This is a genomic window from Candidatus Poriferisodalis sp. (assembly GCF_965208555.1).
GTDB lineage: Bacteria > Actinomycetota > Acidimicrobiia > Acidimicrobiales > Poriferisodalaceae > Poriferisodalis.
The window spans coordinates 3,339,868-3,361,719 of the sequence record NZ_OZ242342.1 but is presented as its reverse complement, the minus strand read 5'-3'; the positions used below and the strand labels follow the sequence as shown (position 1 = coordinate 3,361,719).

The following is a 21,852-nucleotide window of genomic DNA, read 5'->3' as shown; positions in this document are numbered from 1 at the left end:
CGCTCGCCGCGACTGCCGACCCGCATGCCGCCTGACGTCGGGCCGATGCTGGCCGGCAACACCATGGACCGGCCGCTGCTGGTCTCCACCCTGCTGTCGTATGCAGCCCGCAGTCATGCCGCCACCGAGGTTGTGGCCGTCGACTCAGCAGGCGTCACCACCCGCAGCACGTGGCGGGACGTAGGCGAACGGGCCCGTCTCGTGTCAGCAGCGCTGATCTCCGACCGCATCGAGCCCGGTGACCGCGTCGCCACCATCGCGTGGAACGATCACCGCCACCTGGAGGCCTACTACGGCATCACCGGCATCGGCGCCGTGCTGCACACCGTCAATCCGCGGCTCCACGACGATCAGCTGACATTCATCCTCAACGACGCCGCCGACAGCGTGGTGCTGGTGGACGCTTCGTTCGTCGACATCGCCGCCCGCCTGGCCCAGCGCACGCCCGCGATCCGCCGCTGGGTCGTGCTCGGCCGCCTCGATGCGCCTGCCGGCTTGCCCGGCGAGATCGCCTATGAGGACTGGATCGCCGGTACGCCAGGCCCCGCACCATGGCCCGAGTTCAGCGAGCGCTGCGCCGCCACGCTCTGCTACACGTCGGGCACCACCGGCAATCCCAAGGGCGTCTTGCAGAGCCACCGGTCGATCGTGCTGCAGACGTGGGCCTGCTGCACCGGCGACGGCCACGACATCCACTCAGGTCAGGCCGTGCTGGGGGCGGTGCCGATGTTCCACGTGAACGGCTGGGCGCTGCCGTTCGCCACCGCCATGAGCGGCGCCAAGCTCGTGCTGCCGGGCCCCGACCTGAGCCCGGAGGCGCTGGTGAATCTCATCGAGGCCGAGGACATCACGTTCTCGGCGGGAGTCCCCACGATCTGGCTGGGTGTCGTCAGCTACCTGCAGTCCAGCGGCCGCACCGTGCCGTCGCTCCAAAAGGTGGCGGTCGGCGGCTCGGCCGCGCCCCGGGTGCTCATCGACACGCTCGAGGACGACTACGGCGTCACGGTCAGCCATGTGTGGGGCATGACCGAGATGACCCAGGGCACGTCGGGACGCTTCACGCATCGGGTCGAGCGCACCAGCCGCGATGCCCAGCGGGCTCGCCAGGCAAAGGCGGGCCGCGAGCTGTACGGCATCGAGTTGCGTGTCGTCGACGACGCGGGCGCTGAGCTTCCCCGCGACGGCCGCAGTGTCGGCGAGATCCAGGCACGGGGCCCCTGGATGTGCGGCGCGTACTACAGCGGCGCGCTGGCGGACGCCGACGCGTTTGCGGACTCGCATGTGGGCGAAGCCGGCGGCGGCTGGCTGCGCACGGGCGACGTGGGCGCACTGGACGCCGAGGGCTACCTGACCCTCACCGATCGCTCCAAGGACGTCATCAAGAGCGGCGGCGAGTGGATCAGCTCGATCGAGCTGGAGAACGCCGCCCTGGAGGCTCCCGACGTTGCGGCTGCGGCGGTCATCGGCCTGCCGCACGAACGCTGGGGCGAGCGGCCGCTGCTCATCATCGAGCTTGCCGCCGGCGCGGCGCTCGACGCGCAAGCCGTGCGGGATGCGATCAGCCCGAGGGTGGCATCGTGGTGGCTGCCCGACGACATCGTCGTCGCAGACGCGATCCCCCTGACCGGAACCGGCAAGATCGACAAGAAGCTGCTTCGCGCACGCTTCGCCGATCATGCCTGGTCGTCGACCTGAACTGCCTCGATTTGCACCGCTGATCTGCACCCGGAATCAGACAGGCCCCCAGTAGCATGGTCTCTCGGATAGGTGCGAGGTGTGAGTCATGGCTGCCGGTCGAACGACGTTCGAAAAACTGCAGAGAGACCGGGCCAAGAAGGCGAAGGCCGAGGCCAAACGAGCCAAGCGCATGGGCAAGGTTCCCCAGAGCGGCCCGCTCGTCGCCGAAACGGATGAGCCAGAAGGCACCGGTGCCGTGCTCGACGGGAACCTCGACGAGGAACTGTCGGCGGCGGATCTGATCCGCCTCGTCGAAGAGGTGCAGACCCAGTTCGACAACGACGAGATCAGCTTCGACGAGTACGAAGAGCGCAAGATCGAGCTGCTCGCCCGCCTGCCCACCGACTGAGGCAGTCCCGGCTGATCCAGTCTCAGCCGGTTCGGCGGTGAACTGAGACTGCGTAGTCGCCGCCCTCGAACGGCGCTCCCTCCCATGTCGAATAGCGGCACTCGAGTTCGAGCCCGTTGCGCTCGGCGAGCGCGTCGTAGACATGCAACTGCATGTAGCCGTCGCTGAGCTGGAAACCCGCCACGAGCACGCCGCCCGGACCCAGGTGCGCCGCGATGTTGGCCACGACGTCCGCTTCGCTGCCACGCTCGAGGAAGATCATCACGTTGCCGGCAGCGACCGCCGCATCGAACTGACGCCGGTCGCCTGCAGCGTCGGTCACCGTCGTGCTGGCCAGATCGCCCTGGATCCACGGCAACTCGGGCGCCTTCTCCCGCGCCAGATCGAGCATCGCGGGATCGAGGTCAACACCCACGACGTCATGCCCGCGGCGCGCCAGCTCGATCGCTACCCGGCCCGTCCCGCAACCCGCGTCGAGCACGCTCCCGATCGATTCGAGCAGCGAGTCGACAAGGTCGGCCTCGCCGTGAATGGACTCGCCGCGCGCAGCCTTCTGGGCCCAGCGATCGTCGTACTCGGCGCCGCGGGGTATGTCGCCTCGTTCCGCCCAGCGGCTCAGCGGTCCTCCCAGTTGGGATCGCGCCGCTCGGCAAACGCGGTCGCGCCTTCGATGGCATCGGCCGACGCGAAGACATCCTCGAGCGCCGGCTGCTGGAACGCCCAGAAATCGTCCTCGGACACGCCCAAAACGTTGCGGATCAGCGCCTTGGAGGCACGCACGCCCTTGGGCGCATTGCGGGCGATGCGCTCGCCCAGCTCGACGGCCACGTTGACCGCCTCGCCCTTCGGGCAGACCCGGTTCACCATGCCGTGCTGGTGGGCGACCTCGGCGGTGATCGGCTCGGCGGTCAATGCCATCTCCATGGCCAGGCTGTAGGGAAGCTGGCGCGGCAAGCGCAGCAGCGCGCCAGCGCCGGCGAACAGGCCGACACCGACCTCGGGAATGCCGAGCATGGTGCCTTCGGACGCCACGATGAGGTCACACGACAGCGCCACCTCCAAGCCGCCGGCCAGCGCGAAGCGCTCCACTGCCGCGATCAGCGGCTTGGCTGCGCTGCGTTCGGCGATGCCCCCGAAGCCGCGCCCGGCAGGGTTCGGCATCGCATCGATTCCGCCGCCCTCCACGAACGCTTTGAGGTCCATACCTGCGCTGAACCCCCGCCCTGCGCCGGTGATCACGCCGACGCGGACATCGGGGTTCGCGTCGAGCGCATCGAGCGCATCGCCGAGCGCCTCCGACAGCGCCATGTTGAATGCGTTCATGGCATCTGGCCGGTTCAGTGTCAGAATCTGCACGTAGCCGCGCTGCTCAACCAGGACCAGGGGTTCTTCGCTCACCGAGACTCCTCCATCTCTCTGCAGGCGCCGACAGTAGCCTCGCAGCGCGACCGGGAGCCATACGGTCCGTGGACGCTTGGGCTCGGGCGGAGGGTGGCATGCACAGCGACAGCCCTGAGGGCAGCGGCACAGGCAGCGGCAGTGCAGGGAACGACGACGTCGGTGATCTGCTGGCCCGCATCGAGATGGCTGAACCCGCCGAGGTGCCCATGCTCGTCCAGCTGCTCGCCCGCACGCCGGAGCTGCAGCAGGCCCAAGGAGCGACGGCTCTGCGAGCCGCTCGGGCATTGAGCGTCCACGGCGGCCCGCAGACGTTCTCGATCGCCGGTGAGCTGGCTGCGCGCGCCCACCGGGACGGCGTGCCGGGCGCCGGCGCCGTCTTCGCCGAGTGCGCCGACAAGATAAGCCTGCTCAGCGGCAGGCCGCAGCAATTCGGGACGGTGGTCACGACGCACCTGGGCGACTTGGTACTGGCGCCCGTGGACGGCTCGGTCGACGACGAGTCCCGCAACCGCATCGGCCTGCCGACCCTGGAGCAGCGGCGTGCAGAGATCGATCGGCGCAACCGCGAACTCAGCCGGGAACGAGCCGACACGCCCGGCCTGCCGCCGGGCCAGCGCATGTGCCGCGTGTGGCGCGACCCGTCTCGCGAGTTCCTGACGGCACAGCTCGCCGCCCACCCAGAAGGCTGCTGGGCCGATGGAGACGAGCTGACCTTCGCATGCCACAGTGACGCTGCAGGCGTGCTGCCGGGGCCGGTCATCGAACTGCCCATGTGGCGAGTCGGAGCCGGACATGATGATGGCCGCAACAGCGACGCCGACGCCGTCACCGGCGATCTGTGGGCGCTCAGCGTGCGCATCGAACGGCTGCCAGAAGCCGTCATCGGCTACGGATTCTGGCCGCTCGACGACGGCGGCGGCCTGCTGGGCGGCCAGCGCGGCCCGGTCCCGCACCGATTCCGGGGCCCGGAAGCCCCCGCAGAGCTCCCATCCCACCCCGACGACGAGCTGCGCGGCGAAACCCAGACGCACACGCTCGACAGCACCTCGCTGCGCACCAGGCGCACCGTCACCGTGTACTTGCCGCCCCAGCACTCCCCCACGGAGCAGTTGCCGGTGCTGTACGCCACCGACGGCGGCATGATCGGCCCCTACCTCCGGCGGCTCGATGCCGGCATCACCAAGGAGACAGTTCCCCGCTTCGTGTTGGTCGCAGCGCACTCCGCGCCGATGGGCGGTTATGGCAACGAACGAGCCATGGAGTATCTGCCCGGTTTCGACAACGACCGCTTCGACCGTCACCAGCGCTTCTTCGTGGAGGAGCTGTCTGCGTGGGCCGAGCAGTCATTCGGCGTCTCCGACGACCGCAGCCAGCGCGGCGTGTTCGGCGCCTCGGACGGCGGCGGTCACGCCTTGGCGGTCGGACACATGCACCGCGACAAGTACGGCCACGCCATGGCGTATTCGACGGGCATGCCGCCGAACGAGCAGATGAACTGGAATGCAGCCGAGGCGCCGTTCGTGCACCTATGCGCCGGCACGCTCGAAGGCGGCTTCCACCAGGCGACCGAGGCATGGGCGGCATGGCTGCACTTCGCCAAGTCGCCCCACGACTGGACCGAGCGCGTCTGCGGCCACGACCTGATCCAGTGGATAGAAGAACTCCCCCGCGCAATCGCACGCGCGTGGGGCTGACCAGATGACCTAGCTGCGGAGGCGCACCTGCCTAGTCGCGCAGCAGGTACCGCTTGACCTTGCCGGTAGCGGTGAGCGGCAGTTCGTCCACCACATCCACCCAGCGGGGGTACTTGTACGCCGCGAGCCGCTCGCGCACGTGGGCCTGCACCCGCTCGGTCAGCGTGTCACGCTGCGCGCCCGCGGTCGGAACCACGAACGCGTGCGGTTTGGTCAGCCCTTCGGCATCCACGCCGCCGACCACAGCCGCCAGCACCACATCGTCCATTTCGAGAATGCAGCCCTCGACCTCGATCGGCGACACCCAGATGCCTCCCACCTTCAGCATGTCGTCAGAGCGCCCCTGGTACGTGTAGGTGCCGTCGGGGTTGCGCACATAGGTGTCGCCGGTGGCGAGAAAGCGTCCCTGGAGTGCCGCGCGGGTTCGCTCCGTGCGGTTCCAGTAACCGGTCATCACCGAGCCGCCCGCGACATGCAGCGCACCCGGCTCGCCGTCGGCCACCTCATTGCCGTGCTCATCGCGCAGCGACACCTCGTAGCCGTCGAGCGGCGTTCCGGTGGTGCCGGGCACCGAGGCGTCCCGCCGGTTGGAGATGGCGATGTGGGCCAGCTCGGTGGTGCCGATGCCGTCGAGAATCTCCACGCCGAAACGCTCGGCGAAGCGCCGGTGAATCTCCGGAGGCAGCGGCTCGCCGCCAGAGATGCCTTGCCGCACCGACGAGAACGTGTCCTCCGGCAGATCTGCGGCCAGCAGCTGCGCGTAGTTCGTGGGCACGCTGAAGAACAGCGTGGGCCGGTGGACGCGGACGTGGTCGGCGACGGCCGCGGGCTCGGGCCGGTCGGGGTTCAGCACTGCTGTCGCGCCCGTGCCGGAAGCGAAATAGCCGGAATTGCCCAGCCCGTAGGCGAAGAACAGCTTGGGCACCGAGTAGATGACATCGTCGGGCCCCATGTCCAAGACGCCACGGGCGTAGCTGTCGGTGCAGACCGACATGTCGATGTGGCGGTGCATGGCGCCCTTGGGCTGCCCGGTCGTGCCCGAGGTGTAGAGCCAAAACGCAACATCGTCGTCGGTTGCCGGGAAGGGCTCAGGGGCCAGGCTGGGATCGCCCAGCGCGCCCGTGTCGGCGTCGTCGAGCGTCCAGCGCAGGAACGGCTGACCGTCGGCTGCGGGCACCACTTCGGGAGCGAACGGCGGCGAATACACCAGCCCGACAGCACGGCTGTCCCGCAGCAGGAAGTCGTAGTCGTGCTGGCGGACCATGGTGGAGACCGGCACCGGCACAGCGCCGATCCACATGGCACCCCAGAACCACCACAAGAACGCAGGCGTGTCGGCCGCGCACATCATCACCCGCTGCTCAGGCTGCACGCCGCGCTCCGCCAGCGCTGCCGCCGCTGCCCGGGCGCCCGCGACCATCTCGGCTCTGCTGGTGTGCCGCCCGCTTGCAGCGTCGATGATTGCCGTGGCGGAAGGCGCGGCCTCCGCGGGTTCGATGACAAATCGATGCACGGCGTTCGCACTCACGCTGCCCTCCCCGTCCGGTCGGCACCTGTTGGGACACGCGGGTGTCGAAGCGAACACTAACGATGCACACTCATCGTGTGAACACCGCAGAGACCCGGCCGGCAGGCGCCGGGGTGTATCTCGACTTCTTCGGCGACCTTCGGCCGTGGCGGCACTGGGCGCTGCACGTTGACGGCGCCGTCGCCACGCTGTCGATGCAGGTGCAGCCGGACGGCGGCATCTTCGACGGTGCCGAGCTGAAGCTCAACAGCTACGACATGGGTGTCGAGCTGGAGTTTGCCGACGCCGTCCGCCGCATCCGCTTCGAGCATCCTGGGGTGGGCTGCGTGGTGATCAGCAGCGGCTATGAGAACGTGTTCTGCGCGGGAGCCAATATCCGGGCGCTGGCCGCGGCGACTCACGCCCACAAGGTGAACCTGTGCAAGTTCACCAACGAGACCCGGCTGGAGCTCGAAGAGGCCTCCGCCCACAGCGGCATCCGATTTCTCGCCGCCGTGGGCGGCGCGTGCTCGGGAGGCGGGTACGAGCTGGCCCTCGCGACCGACCACATCCTGCTGGTGGATGACCGGAACACGGCAGTGTCTCTGCCCGAGGTGCCCTTGCTGGGCGTCCTGCCGGGAACCGGTGGGCTGACCAGGCTGACCGACAAGCGCCACGTCCGCCGCGACCGCGCAGACGTCTTCGCCACCCGCGCCGAGGGGCTGCGAGGCGAGGTGGCGCTGGAATGGGGCCTGGTGGACGAGTTGGCACCGCGCACGTCTTTTGCCGACGCGGTCGGCACTCGGGCGGTTGCATTGGCCGAGCACAGTCGAGCCGCGGGGCGCTTCGCCGGCGACGAGGCGGTCGTGCTGGAGCCGCTGGGACTCGCCCCCACTCCTGACGGCAGCGTCGTCGGCGAATTCGTTGCCATGGCGCCGGATCGCGACCGGGCTTGCGCCGAGGTGCTGATCAGCGCCAGCACCGATCCCCGCTGGCCGCTGCGAGCGGCGCGAGAACTCGATGCACTGCTGTGCCACCTGCGCTTCAACGAGCCCGAGCTGGGCACGATCGTGCTGCTGGCAGAGGGCAGCCACGCAGATGTCACCGTCCACGACCGGGCGCTGTGCGAGCCCGCCAGCCATGCCGAGCAGGAAACAGCGCTGCTGTGGCGCCGCACCCTGTCCCGGCTTGACCTCACGGCACGCACGCTCATCGCGGCCGTCGAGCCCGGCTCATGCTTCGCCGGCGTGCTCGCCGAGGTGGCGCTGGCCGCCGACCGCACCTACCTCCTCGACGGCGAGTTCGTGGACGACCGTCCCGACGACGCTGTGGGCATGGCCGTGCGAGCCCTGCGGGGACCCCAGGCGGCAGAGGCGGGCCCGCCGGTGCTGGCGATGACCCAGGTCAGCCTGGGCTCGATGCCCATGGCGAACGGCCTCACCCGGTTGCAGTCTCGTCTCTGGGGAGACGACAAAGCCATCGCCGCAGCCAGCGGCACGGTCGGCTCTGCCCTTGACGCTCAAGCTGCGACCGAGGCGGGGCTGGTGACCGCAGCCCCGGATGATCTCGACTGGGACGACGATCTGCGCCTCGCAGTCGAGGAACGTGCCGCCTTCTCGCCCGATGCGCTCACCGCCATGGAAGCCAACCATCGCTTCTGCGGCCCCGAGACGATGGCGACGAAGATCTTCGGCCGGTTGTCGGCCTGGCAGAACTGGATCTTCATCCGGCCGAATGCGACAGGCCCTGACGGCGCGCTGACCCGTTACGGCACGGGAACTCGCCCGAGCTACGCCACAGGCCGTGTGTAAGGTCAATCCCCGCGGTGACGAGGGGCAACGCCCGTGAGCAAGATCGACTACAGCGAGCGCATCCCCAACAACGTCGGGCTCTCCGAGGACCGCCGGCTGCAGCGGGCGCTGGAAGGCTGGCAGCCCAAGTTCGCTCGCTGGTGGGATGAGCTGGGCCCCGCCGGCTTCTCGGGAAACGACGTCTATCTGCGCACCGCCACCGACACCAGCGCCGAGGGCTGGGCTCACTTCGACTACGTCAAGATGCCCGACTACCGCTGGGGCATCTTCCTGTCGGCTCCCAAGCCCGACCGTCGCATCGGATTCGGCGAGTCAGCGGGCGAACCCGTGTGGCAGGAAGTGCCCGGTGAGTTCCGCAGCGACCTGCGCCGGCTGATCGTGGTCCAAGGCGACACCGAGCCGGCGTCGGTGGAACAGCAACGCCACCTCGGCCACACAGCGCCGTCGCTGTACGACCTGCGCAACCTCTTCCAGATCAACGTCGAGGAGGGCCGCCACCTGTGGGCCATGGTGTACCTGCTCCACGCGCATTTCGGCCGCGACGGCCGGGAGGAGGCCGAGGCACTGCTCCAGCGGCACTCGGGCGATCCCGACAATCCGCGCATCCTGAATGCCTTCAATGAGAAGACCTCCGACTGGCTCTCGTTCCTCGCCTTCACCTACTTCACCGACCGTGACGGCAAGTACCAGCTCGGGGCGCTGGCCGAGTCGGCGTTCGATCCGCTCAGCCGCACCTGCGAGTTCATGCTGCGCGAGGAGGCGCACCACATGTTCGTGGGCGCCACCGGCATGGGGCGCGTTGCCCAGCGCACCTGCGAGGTGATGGTGGAGCACGACACCGACGATGTCCGCCCCTTCGGCGTCGTCGACTTGCCAACGCTGCAGAAGTACATCAACTTCCACTACGCAGTCTCGCTCGACCTGTTCGGCGCCGAGGCTTCGACCAACGGAGCGAACTTCTACACCGCCGGCCTCAAGGGCCGTTTTGATGAGTCGGCTTACGACGACGATCATGTGCTCACCTCCACGACGTTCGCCTGCACCGAAGTTGTCGACGGCGTCCTGGCAACCGTGGAGCGGCCCTCGCTGCAGGTGGTGAACCTGCAGCTGCGCGACTCGTACTCCGACGACTGCGCGAAGGGGCTGCGGCGCTGGAACCGACTGATCGCCGAGGCCGGTGTCGATTTCGAGCTGACGCTGCCGCATCCGGGCTTCAACCGCGCCGTGGGCGTGTTCGCCCCGCACGACATCACGCCCGACGGCAGGGTCGTCAGCAGGGCCGAATGGGAGGCGTCGTCCGGCGACTGGCTGCCCACCGACGACGATCGCGACTACGTCAACTCGCTCATGTCGCCGGTGTACGAGCCAGGATGCGTGGCCGGCTGGATCGCTCCCCCGGCCCGCGGCATCAACACCAGGCCGGTCGAATACGACTACGTGCGCCTGTAGTCGCCATGGGCGCTGCATCCGGCGACATCGACCCAGGCGCCATCCTCCCGGGCGCAATGGACTCCGCCGAGACAGTCACGCTGGGCGGCCGCCTGCAGGTCGACACGGTCGGCATCGCCTACCGCCGCTTCTCTCCCCGAAACGCCAGCGGCGCCAACCTTCCCGTGATCGTGATGCTGCACGAGGGTCTCGGCAGCATCACCCAGTGGCGAGACCTGCCTGATGTGCTAGCGCGCCGTTGCCGGCTCGAGGTCATCGCCTACGACCGCGGCGGCTACGGCCGCTCCGACCCTGAGCCCGAGGTTTACGGCGACGGGTTCATGGAACGCGAGGCCACCGAGGTGCTGCCTGCGGTGCTCGACCAACTCGGCATCCGCCGCCCCATCCTCATCGGACACAGCGACGGGGCATCCATCTCCCTGATCGCAGCAGGACTTGGGTCAGTGATGCCGCTCGGCGTGGCCGTGATTGCGCCGCACTCCTTCATCGAAGACATCTGCATCGACGGCATACGCGGCATCGACGGCCAGCGCGAGCAGGTGATCTCGGGACTGGCCCGCCACCACGACCATCCGCGTCTCGCCTTCGAACGCTGGCGAGATGTCTGGCTGACCCCGCGATTTCGCCACTGGGACATACGACCGCTGCTCGAACGCATCGCCTGCCCGGTCCTGGTGCTGCAGGGTGAGGGCGACCAGTACGGCACCGAAGCGCAGGTGTCAACGATCGTCCAGTCGGCCCCTGACGCGGTCGGCCACCTGCTTGCCGACTGCGGCCATGTCGCTCACCGCGACCAGCCCGAGCGCATCGCCGACTATCTGGCCGACTTCGTCTCGGAATGTGCGACCGCCGGATCCTGACCGAGCACTGTCGCCAGTGCGTCTGACGCGATCACGTCGGGTGCCTCGAACGGTCCGAAGTGCCCCAGGCCGTGGTAGGCGATGAGTCGCGAGTTGCCCAATGCCTCATGCGCGGGCACACCGATGTCCTCAAAGGTCATCTCGAGCCCCTTGCCGATGACCACCGGCGTCTGACTGCCCTCGAGACGAGCCGTCGTGGAGACCCACTCGCCGTCATAGGTTGCTGCCTCGTCCGCGGCGCGGCAGCGCAGCCGCACAGAGCCGTCGGGCAGATCCTCGAACCCGTGGGCGACGTAGCTCGCCAGCGCATCGGCGCGCACACCGCTGAACGGCGGCCGCGACGCGAAGCGCTCGAAAGCCTCGCCACGCGAGACGAACTCCTCCCGGCGCTTCGTCGTGAGAGCGATCAGCGGGTTCTCGCCCGGACCGAATTGATCTTCGATGCGCCACACGACCGGCTCGTAGCCGTACATGCGCCGGATGGTGCCGGGCCGCTGCGCATCGGCCAGCAGCAGCGTCGCCGCGCCGATGGAATGCCCGACGCAGTCCAGCTCGCCGTGGGCGATGCCCAGATGGTCGACGATGCCCAGCAGATCATTGGCCAGCGTCGTCCAGAGGAAGTCCCGATCAGCGGGCGGCGGGCTCCAGCCGTGCGCACGGAGGTCAGGCGCCCAGACGGTGAAGTGCTCCGTCAGGCGATCTGTGAATGGTCCATAAGCACGGCCGTTGAAGCCGGTGGCATGCACGAAGAGCAGCGGCGGCCCGTCGCCGCCCAGTCGATGCAGCGCAAGCTCCACGCCCTCGGCCACTTCGACCATCTCCGGCGCCGGCGCGTCGGTGTCGGGACCACTCATGTCAGCTGGGTCCGTGTGCTAGCCATGCGCGCATGAGTACTACAGACCACGTGGCAGGTGCTGAAACAGACGCCGACCGCCCGCATGATCTTGAGTTCTTCTGGGATCCGGTGTGCCCATTCGCCTGGATCACGTCGCGCTGGGTCGAAAAGGTGGTTGCGCAGACCGGTTACTCGGTCGACTGGCGCTTCATCTCGCTGCGCATCCTGAACAAGCACCGCGACTACGACACTGAGTTTCCCGTCGGGTACGAGCAAGGCCATACCGCGGGGCTGCGGATGCTGCGCGTCGCTGCGAAGGTCCGAGCCGAGCTGGGCCGCGACGTCATGGGCCCGCTGTACGACGCCATGGGCCAGCACTACTGGGAGATGCCCAAGGGCTCGGGTCTGCGGGACCGCATCGGCACCGCAGAGCACACCGCCGAAGCGTTGGCCACTGCAGGCTTGCCCACGGAGTACGCGCTGGCAGTCGACGACGAGACGTGGGATGCCGAGATCTCCGACGAGACCGAGCTGGCCCTGAGCCGCACCGGGCGTGACGTCGGCACGCCGATCATCACCGTAGAGCCACCTGATGGCCTGTCGTTCTTCGGCCCCGTCATCTCGCGAGTCCCCACGGACGAACAGGCCGTGCCGCTGTGGAACGCGGTCATCGAGCTGGCGCGCTTTCCTGGATTCGCAGAGCTGAAGCGCTCGATGCGCGAGGCACCGCAGCTGAGTGTGCTTGGCACGATCACCGACAACCCAGAGATGGAAGATTGGGAAGCAGGCTCCCGCAAAGCCCACAAGCCCAGCTGAATCCCCGACGGTTCAGCTATCGAATTCAGGAATCGAAACGGTAGGCCTCGGCATGAGGCTTCAGCGGGCGCGCCAGCCACGTTGGCCGACGCAGCCCCCCAGGACCGGGAGCCGGTCGCGTCATCGCCAGCCACTCTTCGTAGGCCTCACGGGCCAGCGCAGTGTCGACCACGACGTCGCCGTAGCGGTCGCCGGGTTCGGCCGGCCCCACACGCACCCGCTGGTGCCAGCACTGCATGCCGGAGATCGGGTCAGGCTGCACCGAGAACGTGAGATTCTGGTGGACGCCGGTGTCGTTCCACCACACCCGGTCAGAATCGGGATCATCAGAGGCGAACGGTGCCATCGTTCCCGTGCGCCGAAGCCGCCATGTGGTGCCCTCCCGATCGATCTCTGCCGGTCCGCCGGCCCACGACTTCGGCGCGCCGCCGTCAGCGCGGCCAGCCGATCCGCCGGAATTCGCTCCGGGATCCAGCCGCCAGCGGCCCATGTGGTGCGACGCAGCCACCACGCCTGGCCGGATGCCTTCGGTGCGCCAGGCCGAGATGACGAAATGGCCGATGCGGGTGCTGATCCGCACGAGGCCGCCCATCTCGATGCCGAGCGCGTCGGCATCGGACGGGTGGATCCACAGCGGATGACGGTGGCTGATCTCCGCCAGCCACTTGGCGTTGGCCGACCTGGTGTGGATGAGCGTCGGGATGCGGAATGTCGGCACCAGGATCCGCTCGTTGCCGGCCAGGTCGAGCTGCTGCCAGTGAACGTGGCTGGGAATCCAACCCGGCGTCGCATGCTCGGGCCAGCCCCATTCGGCCAGCGTCGTGGAATACAGCTCCAGCTTGCGCGAGGGCGTCGGGAATCCCTGACGAGCCGCCCCGGCGACCTGCACCGCCACTGAGCCGTCGCCGAGCGGCGGCAGCGCCGCGGCGGCGCCGCGGATGGTGTCGCGCGACGGCCGGTAGACGGCATCGTCGCCGAGGACGGTGCCAGCCAGCTGCTCCGGTTGAACGACCCGCTCATGGTGGCCGTAGGGATCGCCGCGCACGGCGTAGGCGCCCCGGTCGCGCATGAACTCGAGCGGCGTCTGCCCCGCCGCAGCGGCGTCGTCGGCCAGGCCCGGCACTTCGCCGGCGAAGATCGCCTCGTAGTACTCGTCGATGCTGATGGGCTCGCCCGGGCGCGCCGGGCTCTCGAACCACTGGCGGATGCCGAGCGAGCCATCGGGATCGATCCGCCATGACAGGTCGATCCAGAACTCGTTCTCCTCCCAGACCTCGCCTGGGTTGAATTCGTGAGTCCGGCTCTCGGGGCCGAGCTCGGCTCCCCGCAGTTCGGCATAGCGGCGCATCACCGGCTGGCGGAAGCCCAGCCATTGGCCTGCATGCGTCTCGAACGACGCCAGGTCATGGCGTTCCGAGCCGACGCCCATCGGCAGCACGTAGTCGGCGAACCAAGCGGTCTCCGACCACGTCGGCGTCAGCGCCACATGGCAGCCCACTCGCTCGGGGTCGCTCAGCGTCTCCAGCCAGCTGAACCCGTCGGGATTCGTCCACACCGGGTTGTAGACGCGGGTGAAGTACGTGTCGAGCTTGCCCCTGCCCTCGCGCAGGAAGTGCGGCAGCAGAATCGACATCTCGTGGTGGCAGAGCGGGTACTCACGCGGCCACGACAGCTCGTTCCAATGCTCCACCGGCGGCGGTCGCAGCGGCGGTGCCGGCTTCATCTTGTGCCAGCCGGCCCCCGTGGTGCCCCCCACCGTGCCGACCGACCCGGTGAGCACGTTGAGCAGGAACAGGCACCGTGCGGTCTGCCAGCCGCCGAGGTTGCCCGCGCCGGCCGCACGCCAGTTGTGGGATGCGAATCGGCCCAACGCCCCGCCGATGGCGTGTGCGATCTCGCGCAGATCGCCGGCATCTACTCCGCACAGTTCTGCGGCCCGCTCAGGGGTGTAGTCCGCATAGGCGTCGCGCAGCGCCACCTCGACCGACTCGAACGTCGGCGGAAGATCGGGCCGGGTCTCGGCCAGGTAGGTCTGCCAGTTCGTCCAGCGGTGCATGAAGGCGCGATCCCATGTGCCGGCTTCAAGCAACAGGTGGGCCAGGCTCAGCAGCAAGACCGGTTCGGTGCCGGGCCATGCCGGCAGCCAGTGATCGGCCTTGGCGCCCGTATTCGAGAGCCTCGGGTCGACACAGATCACCGTCGCCCCCCGCTGCTGGGCCTCGATGATGCGCTGGGCGTGCGGATTGAAGTAGTGCCCAGCCTCGAGGTGACTCGAGATCAGGAAGATCACCTCGGCATTGGCGAAGTCCGACGAGGGCCGATCGTGGCCCATCCAGGTCGCGTACCCGACGCGCGCGCTGGACGAGCAGACGTTGGTGTGGCTGTTGTGCCCGTCGACGCCCCAGGCGGTGAGCACACGCTCGGTGTAGCCGTCTTCGCCAGGTCGGCCGACGTGGTACATGACCTCGTCGCGGCGGCCTTCGACGATGGCGGTCCGGATGCGTGCAGCGATCTCGGTCAGCGCTTCGTCCCAGCTGACGCGTTGCCATCCGCCCCCGCCGCGCTCGCCCGTGCGTCGCAGCGGGTACAGGATGCGCTCTGTGTCGTGAACCTGGTTGATCGTGGCGGGGCCCTTGGCGCAGTTCCGACCCCGCGAGGCGGGGTGCTCGGGATTGCCTTCGAAGCGAACGACCTCGTCGGTGTCGCGGTCGATGTACGCGACCAGGCCGCACGCCGCCTCGCAGTTGAAGCACGTGGTGGGCACCAGCGTGTAACGGCGCTGGGTGCGCTCGGGCCACGAGGCCGCGTCGAGCTCGGTCCAGTCATGCCACGCCTCGTGCGGCGGCGTCGCCGACAGACCGGCCGCGCCGGCCCGGTCAGATGTCTGCTCCGGGGCAGTCATGACAGGGGCATCGCCTGGGCAGCACGCAGGTACGCGCGGTCGTGCCGGTAGAGCCACACCAGGACACCCGCAGCGATGACCGGAGTCCAGGCAAACACCGCAGCGTCTGCCCGCAGGGCCACGAAGGCTCCCCACACCGCGCCGCCTCCCAGCGCGGCCTCACCGGCCAGACGGCCGATGAGCGCGAGCGCCGGCCGGTCAGCCCACATCACGCGGCCTCGGCACTGGCGCAGCAGCAACGCTGTGTACACCGCAGTCAGCAACGAGAACACCGCTGTGGGACCGATGAGCACCACGAACCAAGTTGAGCCTCCCCACAGGCCCGCTATGCCCCAGAGCATCACCAAGGCCGCGTCGATCATGATCACCCAGGCACCGGCGGTGATCCAGCTGCGAAGCCGTCCTTTGGCGAACAGGTACCAGAAGCGCTCGGGCCGTTTCAGATCGGCGATCAGCAGAATGCCCGTCACCGCCAGCGCCACCAGGGCGATCAGGGCCGGACCGGTGGCGACGGCGGCACGATCTTGCCAGCCCAGCAACGCAGCGGCGGCCGCCCACAGCATCACGCCGGCCGCCACGCCCTTGGTGACCATGTAACCGGCCACCTTGGCACCCCATGGCTCGTCATGGGGCACCGTGTAGGCCGTGCGTGCCGCCGGTTCGGCCTGAGAGACGTTCTGCGCTGCCTGGGAGGCAGGAGGCCAGACGGCACTGCCAGTCCAGTCCGCCCAGATCAGGCCGTCATCGGCGACCGGTCGAGTGAGCGGGTCGAGCGCTTCGGGAACGGTGCCGGCGTAGTGAACCTTCGGCAGGGTGCGTCGCTCGGGCGCACGTACGGGGAGCTGCTCGGCCTGGATGCGTTCGGCGACCGCGTCATCGGGGTCGTCATGGTCGACCACCGTGATCGCGCGAGTCGGGCAGACAGCGACGCACGAGGGTTCCAGCCCGACCTCGAGCCGGTGCTGGCAGAAGTTGCATTTGTGCGCTGTTCCGGTGGCCGGCGAAATGTAGAGCGCGTCGTAGGGGCACGCGTTCATGCAGCCCTTGCAGCCGATGCAGCGGGAATCGTCGAAATCCACCACGCCGTTCGACGCCCGGAAGAGCGCGCCGGTCGGGCAGATCGAGATGCAGGGCGCGTCGTCGCAGTGGTTGCAGCGCATCACCGTGAAGTGCCGTTGCGTCTGCGGGAACTCCCCGGTCTCCACGTAGTTGACCCACGTGCGGTTGACGCCCAGCGGCACGTCGTGCTCGCTCTTGCAGGCCACCGTGCACGCATGGCAGCCGATGCACGCGCCGCTGTCCAGCAGGAACCCAAGGCGCGTCACGGCCAACAGATTGGCACACGCTCACCCGACGCCCGTTCTTTCGCGACAGCACTCGGAACTCGAATCGGCTCTGCCCGCCAGTTCATTCTCACAGCCCATCGCCGCAGCGGGTCACCCACGCTCACGGATTACCGGTTGGGTCCCGCAGCGCGCCTAACGTGGCACGGGACACAACAGGGGGACTTATGAGCGACGACGCCAACAACCCGGGCAATGGCGCTGCTGAGGGCGACGAGATCATCCGCCTCAGCGATGTGTACAAGATCTTCGGGCCGCAGCCCAGGGGCCGCGCGTTCGAGCTCGCCCGTTCCGGCATGCCCAAGAACGACGTGCAACGGCTCTCGGGTCATGTCGTCGGACTCACCGATGTGAACTTCTCGGTCAACCGCGGCGAGATCTTCGTCGTGATGGGCCTCTCCGGCTCGGGCAAGTCGACGGCGATCCGGATGGTCAACAAGCTGCACGACGTCACTCACGGTGAGGTGCTCGTGGATGGCGTCGACGTGCAGAAGCTCGACGGCACCGACCTGCAGGAGTTCCGCCGGGAGAAGATGGGCATGGTCTTCCAGCATTTCGCGCTCTTCCCGCATCGCAGCGTCATCGACAACGTCGGTTACGGGCTCAAGGTGCAAAAGGTCGACAAGTCCGCACGCGACGAAGCCTCGATGAGCGCACTGGAACTCGTCGGCTTGGCCGCATTCGCAGAACACCGGCCGTCGCAGCTCTCAGGCGGCATGCAGCAGCGGGTGGGACTCGCTCGGGCCCTCGCGTCGGATCCCGACATCCTGCTCATGGACGAGGCCTTCAGCGCTTTGGACCCGCTGATCCGCCGCCAGATGCAGGACGAGATGATGGAGATTCAAGCCGAGGTTCACAAGACGATCCTGTTCATCACCCACGACCTCAACGAGGCGCTGCGCATCGGCGACCGGGTCTGCATCATGAAGGACGGTGCGGTGGTGCAGATCGGCACGCCCGAGGAAATTCTCACCGAGCCGGCCACCGGATACGTGGCCGAGTTCGTCCAGGACGTGGACCAGGGGCGGGTCATTCAGGCGCATGAGGTGATGACCGAGCCGCGTCCGATCCCCGCCGATATGTCGCTGAGCGACGCCCTCACGCTCTGCGGCGACATTGCGGGACGCTTCTGCTGCGATGCGTCAGGACGGCCCACTTCGCTGCTGACGGCGGCCGACGGCCTGCGCGCTCGCAGCATGGGCAGCAACGACTTGAAGAAGGCGCTGAGATCCGACTTCGAGAAGTGCGGTCCCGACGCCACGCTCAACGAGCTCTACGCGTTCGCCGGTCGCGGCCTGTCGATTGCGGTGGTCGACGACGACGGCAGGCTGATCGGCAACCTCGACCCCCGCCTCATCATGGAGGAGATGGGCAGGGTCGAACAGCTCATAGACGGCTTCGAGCGGGAGGTGTTCATGTGAGCGCCGCCGCACTGCTCGCGCAGGCCGAGGGCGCGCCCTCGCAGCCTGGGATCACTGACAACACGGTTCTCGACCAGTTCGAGATCCCGTTCGGCTCGTGGATGGATCAAGCCGTCGACTGGATCACCGTCAACCTCAAGTGGCTGCTGACGATCATCGAATGGCCGTTCCAGACGCTCATCGGTTTCCTGGTCGAGGACATCCTCGAGCCGATCTCCTGGGTGTGGGTGGTCATTGCCTTCTTTGTCATCGGCAGCTTGGTGCGCAATGTCAAGATCGGCGCGTTCGCGGCCTTCGGCTTGGGCATCTGCGGGATTCTCGGCAATGCGTACTGGCTCGAGACCGCACGCACCATCGGCTTCGTCGGCGTCGCCGTGCTGTTGTGCGTCATCGTCGGCATCCCGCTGGGCATCGTGTGCGGGCGTGTCGACGCCATCTGGCAGGTGGTGCGGCCGGTGCTCGACGCGATGCAGGTGGTGCATTCGTTCGTCTACATGCTGCCGTTCATCTATTTCTTCGGCATCGGCGAAGTGTCAGCGACGATGGTGACCATGGTGTTCGCGCTGCCGCCGCTGGTGCGACTCACAAATCTCGGCATCCGGCAGGTGCCCGAAGATGTCGTGGAAGCCAGCCGGGCCTACGGCGCTCCCGAATGGCGCGTCCTCACCGATGTCCAGATCCCGCTTGCGCGGCCCGCCATCATGACCGGCATCAACCAAACCCTGCTGCTCGCCATCTCGATGCTGGGCATCGCAGCGATTATGGGTGCCGGGGGACTCGGGCGCCTGCTCTTCGGTGCTCTCTCGCGCCAGAGCGTCGCTGAAGGCGCTGCGAGCGGTTTGGCATTCTTCCTGGTGGCCGTGGTGCTCGATCGCATCTCGCAGCGCGAGACCGATACCGAGACAAGCCTGCTCCGCCGCATACGGCGGGCCTGGGCTCACCGGCGCGACCCGGAGCTGCTGCTGGAGGAAGAGGAATCCGCTGACAAGCAAGCCGCCACGCCAGAGGACGACACCGAGGGCAGCTTTGCCCCGGCGGGCTCGACGGAGCGTCGAGGCACGCTGCTGGCCGGCTTGGGCGGACTCGTTGCCGCTGTGTCGGTGTTCCTGACGTGGCACAGCGATGCCGGCTTCCTGACGGCGTACGGCCGGCGTGCCGACGAAGACCTCGCCGGCATGGACTTGAACGGTCTGTCCGTCTCAGGCGGCTCATGGTTCGGCTACGCCGCACTCGCATTGGGCATCTTCATCATCGCTGCATCGCTCAACACGTTGTTCGCCCCAGGGCGATTTGCTCGCTGGTGGTCGCCCGATGGCGCGCTCATCTGCTCGCTGGCGCTCTTGGTGATGTCCGTCGCCTACATCGCAGCCGAGCCGTCGGAACTCGCTGCGGCGTCCGCAACAGGGGCCGGCATCTACGTCATGCTCGTGGGGGCAATCATCGCCGTCGCCGGGTCATGGTGGTGGATCAGCAACGCTCCGCATTCGCCCACGCACCCGCTGAGTGCTCGCATCGGCTGGGGACGTGTCATCGCCGCAGGGGTTGCGGTGATCATCATCCTCGCCGGCGCATTCTCCGGATGGAGCTTCGACCGGCGGGCCGACGTGATCATCACCCCTGATGTTCAAGCACAGATCGACGAACTCAGAGCGAAAGCCGAGGCGGATCCGTCGCAGTCCGGCGTCGTGGCGGCGCAGATCTCCACCTTGACATCGGAGCTCTCAGCGGAGAAGGAGATCGTCATCGACGGCATGAGCGGCGACGGCACCCGCCTCGGCCTCTGGACGTTGTTGATAGCCATCATCGGTCTGGCCGCATGCCTTCCCGCAGCGGGCGTCTTCGGCGCACGAGAACATCGTCAATGGGTGTGGAGTTCTGCCGTGGCCGGGATCGGCACTGGGATTGTCGTCGTCGCCCTGGCCTGGGTGGTGACGTTGACCCGATCTGCCGACGACAACTACCTGAGCGGCATCGGGGCATTCCTGGCGATGAGCGGCGGCAGCGTGCTCGCCGCATCTGCTGCGAGCGTGTTGCGCGAGTTCCGCCGCACGAAGGTGTACAGCGACACGACCACGGAAGCATCCGAGTCCAGCGACGCTTAAGCCGAACAGCATGCTGCATGTGTCGTTCCGAACATGCGTGCGCGGTCTAGGATTCGGAGCGCGTTGGCAGTGCGACTACGCTGCCATCCAGGGAGCCCTCGTCGAGCCGGGCGAACGGCACCGCTCTTGCGTGGACGCGACGCAACGCGCCGCGTGATGCAATCCAACGCAGATCAGGGAGGATCTCCGTAATGCAAACAAAACGATTGACCAAGCTGCTGCTCTTGCTAGCGGCCTTCGCGCTCTTCGCCGCCGCATGCGGCGGTGACGACGGTGACGACGAAGCCGTCGAAACCGAGGAGACGGCAGCGCCGGCCGCCACCACCGAAGCGATGGTCGAAGAAGAGCCGATGGAAGAAGAGATGTCGATGACACCCGGCGAGGGTGTCTCGGTCACGATGGCACGCGCCGACTGGTCGACCGGCTACTTCCAGGCCCAGGTGTACAAGCAGATGCTCGAAGAACTCGGCTACGAGGTCAGCGAGCCATCCGAGGCGGAACTCGGACCGTCCTTGGCGTATCTGGCGATGGCCGAGGGCGACGTGGACTTCTGGGCCAATAGCTGGTACCCCGGTCACAACTCGTGGTGGGAGCCGGAGCTGCCCGACGGATCGACGGTCGGCGACCATCTGGAGAAGGTCGGCGCAGTCTTCCAGGGCGGCGGACTCCAAGGATTCCTCGTGACCAAGTCGGTCGCCGACGAGCACGGCATCACCCACATCGACCAGATCAACGACGATCCCGATATCCGGGCATTGTTCGACTCTGACGGTGACGGAATCGCCGAGATCTACGGCTGCCAGGAGAGCTGGACCTGCGACAACATCATCACCGCGCAGATCGCGTTCTCTGGCTGGGACAACATCACCCAGACCATCGCTGGTTACGACGCCATGTTCGCTGAGGCCGAGGCCAAGATGAACGCTGGCGAGCCGGCGGTGATCTACACGTGGACGCCCAGCGCCTACATCACGCAGATCCGCCCGGGCGGCAACGCCTACTGGATCGCTATGGAGAACGTGCTGGATGACTCCAATCCGACCGGGTTCGACGGCGGTGAAGAATTCGACCAGCGCTTCTACGCAACCGGCGAAGAGGTGCGACTCGACATTCCGGCCGATCAGTGCCCGGCTGCAGACGTCGACGGCTTCTGCCGCCTCGGCTGGGTGCCGGCAGACATCCAGGTGACGGCCAACAAGGAATGGCTTGCGGCCAATCCGGCGGCCGCGGCGCTGTTGCGTGAGGCAAAGCTCTCCGTCATCGACGTGTCGCTTGCCAACGTCGAGCAAGCCGGCGGCAAGGACACCGAGGCCGAGATCGCGCAGCTGGCAGCCGACTGGATTGCGGCCAACAGGGGCACGGTTGACGCCTGGCTTGAGACCGCGAGGGCGGCCGCCTAACGGCAAACCCTGTCGCTGCCCAACTCTGCAGCGACACCAAGAGACAGAGTCAGAAGGGGTGTCGGGCTTCGGCCCGGCACCCCTTTCGCGTCTCTCGGCGCTCCGAAGCACGCTGGCGTGTGATAGTGCGGATTAGTCCAGATTGGAGCTTTGTATAGATATATCAGTGATGTCGTATGACGACATCACTGCTGGTCAGTGCTCTAGAGTGCCACCTCGTGTGTA

16 protein-coding genes are annotated in these 21,852 nt (G+C 67.6%); 10 read left to right on the top strand and 6 right to left on the bottom strand.

Annotated features, from left to right (window positions below; all coding sequences use genetic code 11):
* Nucleotides 1–24 precede the first annotated feature (24 nt).
* Complete coding sequence (locus ACOGXE_RS15340) at nucleotides 25–1,695, top strand: long-chain fatty acid--CoA ligase (RefSeq protein ID WP_419931761.1); 1,671 nt, start codon at nucleotides 25–27, stop codon at nucleotides 1,693–1,695.
* 88 nt (nucleotides 1,696–1,783) lie between these two features.
* A complete protein-coding gene (locus ACOGXE_RS15335) occupies nucleotides 1,784–2,086 on the top strand; it encodes a hypothetical protein (RefSeq protein WP_419931760.1) in 303 nt (100 codons plus the stop codon).
* Nucleotides 2,087–2,108: 22 nt separating this feature from the next.
* Here the strand turns inward: ACOGXE_RS15335 and ACOGXE_RS15330 are convergent, their stop codons facing one another.
* Both ACOGXE_RS15330 and ACOGXE_RS15325 read right to left on the bottom strand, forming a co-directional pair.
* Nucleotides 2,109–2,678, bottom strand: a complete 570-nt coding sequence (locus ACOGXE_RS15330) for a class I SAM-dependent methyltransferase (protein ID WP_419933538.1) — start codon at nucleotides 2,676–2,678, stop codon at nucleotides 2,109–2,111.
* A 23-nt stretch (nucleotides 2,679–2,701) separates the two neighbouring features.
* Nucleotides 2,702–3,484 carry a crotonase/enoyl-CoA hydratase family protein gene (locus tag ACOGXE_RS15325; protein WP_419931759.1) on the bottom strand — a complete coding sequence of 261 codons (783 nt, stop codon included), beginning with the start codon at nucleotides 3,482–3,484 and terminating at the stop codon, nucleotides 2,702–2,704.
* Between the two features lie 98 nt (nucleotides 3,485–3,582).
* On the opposite strand from ACOGXE_RS15325, the gene ACOGXE_RS15320 reads away from it, so the two are divergent.
* The gene (locus ACOGXE_RS15320; RefSeq protein WP_419931758.1) at nucleotides 3,583–5,181 is read left to right on the top strand and encodes an alpha/beta hydrolase; all 1,599 of its coding nucleotides are present in this window, start codon (nucleotides 3,583–3,585) and stop codon (nucleotides 5,179–5,181) included.
* A 31-nt stretch (nucleotides 5,182–5,212) separates the two neighbouring features.
* Here the strand turns inward: ACOGXE_RS15320 and ACOGXE_RS15315 are convergent, their stop codons facing one another.
* A complete protein-coding gene (locus tag ACOGXE_RS15315; protein WP_419931757.1) occupies nucleotides 5,213–6,709 on the bottom strand; it encodes a benzoate-CoA ligase family protein in 1,497 nt (498 codons plus the stop codon).
* 77 nt (nucleotides 6,710–6,786) lie between these two features.
* On the opposite strand from ACOGXE_RS15315, the gene ACOGXE_RS15310 reads away from it, so the two are divergent.
* Genes ACOGXE_RS15310 through ACOGXE_RS15300 form a run of 3 tightly spaced genes read left to right on the top strand, consistent with a single transcriptional unit; the run spans nucleotide 6,787 to nucleotide 10,808 of the window.
* On the top strand, nucleotides 6,787–8,499 hold the full coding sequence (locus ACOGXE_RS15310) for an enoyl-CoA hydratase-related protein (protein ID WP_419931756.1): 1,713 nt from the start codon (nucleotides 6,787–6,789) through the stop codon (nucleotides 8,497–8,499).
* A 33-nt stretch (nucleotides 8,500–8,532) separates the two neighbouring features.
* Nucleotides 8,533–9,948 carry a benzoyl-CoA 2,3-epoxidase subunit BoxB gene (gene boxB / locus ACOGXE_RS15305; RefSeq protein WP_419931755.1) on the top strand — a complete coding sequence of 472 codons (1,416 nt, stop codon included), beginning with the start codon at nucleotides 8,533–8,535 and terminating at the stop codon, nucleotides 9,946–9,948.
* A gap of 5 nt (nucleotides 9,949–9,953) precedes the next feature.
* Nucleotides 9,954–10,808, top strand: coding sequence for an alpha/beta fold hydrolase (locus ACOGXE_RS15300; RefSeq protein WP_419864588.1), 855 nt, complete (start codon nucleotides 9,954–9,956; stop codon nucleotides 10,806–10,808).
* On the opposite strand, the gene ACOGXE_RS15295 is transcribed toward ACOGXE_RS15300, so the two are convergent.
* Entirely contained in the window at nucleotides 10,763–11,662 is a 900-nt protein-coding gene (locus ACOGXE_RS15295) for an alpha/beta fold hydrolase (RefSeq protein WP_419864587.1), read from the bottom strand. The two genes, ACOGXE_RS15300 and ACOGXE_RS15295, sit on opposite strands and share 46 nt — an antisense overlap.
* 32 nt (nucleotides 11,663–11,694) lie before the next feature.
* Between ACOGXE_RS15295 and ACOGXE_RS15290 the strand changes: the two genes are divergently transcribed.
* Nucleotides 11,695–12,459: a hypothetical protein gene (locus ACOGXE_RS15290; RefSeq protein ID WP_419931754.1), complete on the top strand. Its 765-nt coding sequence runs from the start codon at nucleotides 11,695–11,697 to the stop codon at nucleotides 12,457–12,459.
* A gap of 25 nt (nucleotides 12,460–12,484) precedes the next feature.
* Here the strand turns inward: ACOGXE_RS15290 and ACOGXE_RS15285 are convergent, their stop codons facing one another.
* Together ACOGXE_RS15285 and ACOGXE_RS15280 are read right to left on the bottom strand one after the other, a co-directional pair.
* Nucleotides 12,485–15,361 (bottom strand): molybdopterin-dependent oxidoreductase, encoded by a 2,877-nt coding sequence (locus ACOGXE_RS15285; RefSeq protein WP_419931753.1) that lies wholly within the window; start codon nucleotides 15,359–15,361, stop codon nucleotides 12,485–12,487.
* Nucleotides 15,358–16,686, bottom strand: coding sequence for a 4Fe-4S dicluster domain-containing protein (locus tag ACOGXE_RS15280; protein WP_419931752.1), 1,329 nt, complete (start codon nucleotides 16,684–16,686; stop codon nucleotides 15,358–15,360). The genes ACOGXE_RS15285 and ACOGXE_RS15280 overlap by 4 nt, the downstream gene beginning before the upstream one ends.
* A gap of 158 nt (nucleotides 16,687–16,844) precedes the next feature.
* Between ACOGXE_RS15280 and ACOGXE_RS15275 the strand changes: the two genes are divergently transcribed.
* The 3 genes from ACOGXE_RS15275 to proX all read left to right on the top strand — a co-directional run bounded on the left by ACOGXE_RS15275 (nucleotide 16,845) and on the right by proX (nucleotide 21,627).
* Nucleotides 16,845–18,125: a quaternary amine ABC transporter ATP-binding protein gene (locus ACOGXE_RS15275; protein ID WP_419931751.1), complete on the top strand. Its 1,281-nt coding sequence runs from the start codon at nucleotides 16,845–16,847 to the stop codon at nucleotides 18,123–18,125.
* The gene (locus tag ACOGXE_RS15270; RefSeq protein WP_419931750.1) at nucleotides 18,122–20,227 is read left to right on the top strand and encodes an ABC transporter permease; all 2,106 of its coding nucleotides are present in this window, start codon (nucleotides 18,122–18,124) and stop codon (nucleotides 20,225–20,227) included. The genes ACOGXE_RS15275 and ACOGXE_RS15270 overlap by 4 nt, the downstream gene beginning before the upstream one ends.
* A 191-nt stretch (nucleotides 20,228–20,418) precedes the next feature.
* Nucleotides 20,419–21,627 (top strand): glycine betaine/L-proline ABC transporter substrate-binding protein ProX, encoded by a 1,209-nt coding sequence (proX, locus tag ACOGXE_RS15265; RefSeq protein ID WP_419931749.1) that lies wholly within the window; start codon nucleotides 20,419–20,421, stop codon nucleotides 21,625–21,627.
* Nucleotides 21,628–21,852 lie beyond the last annotated feature (225 nt).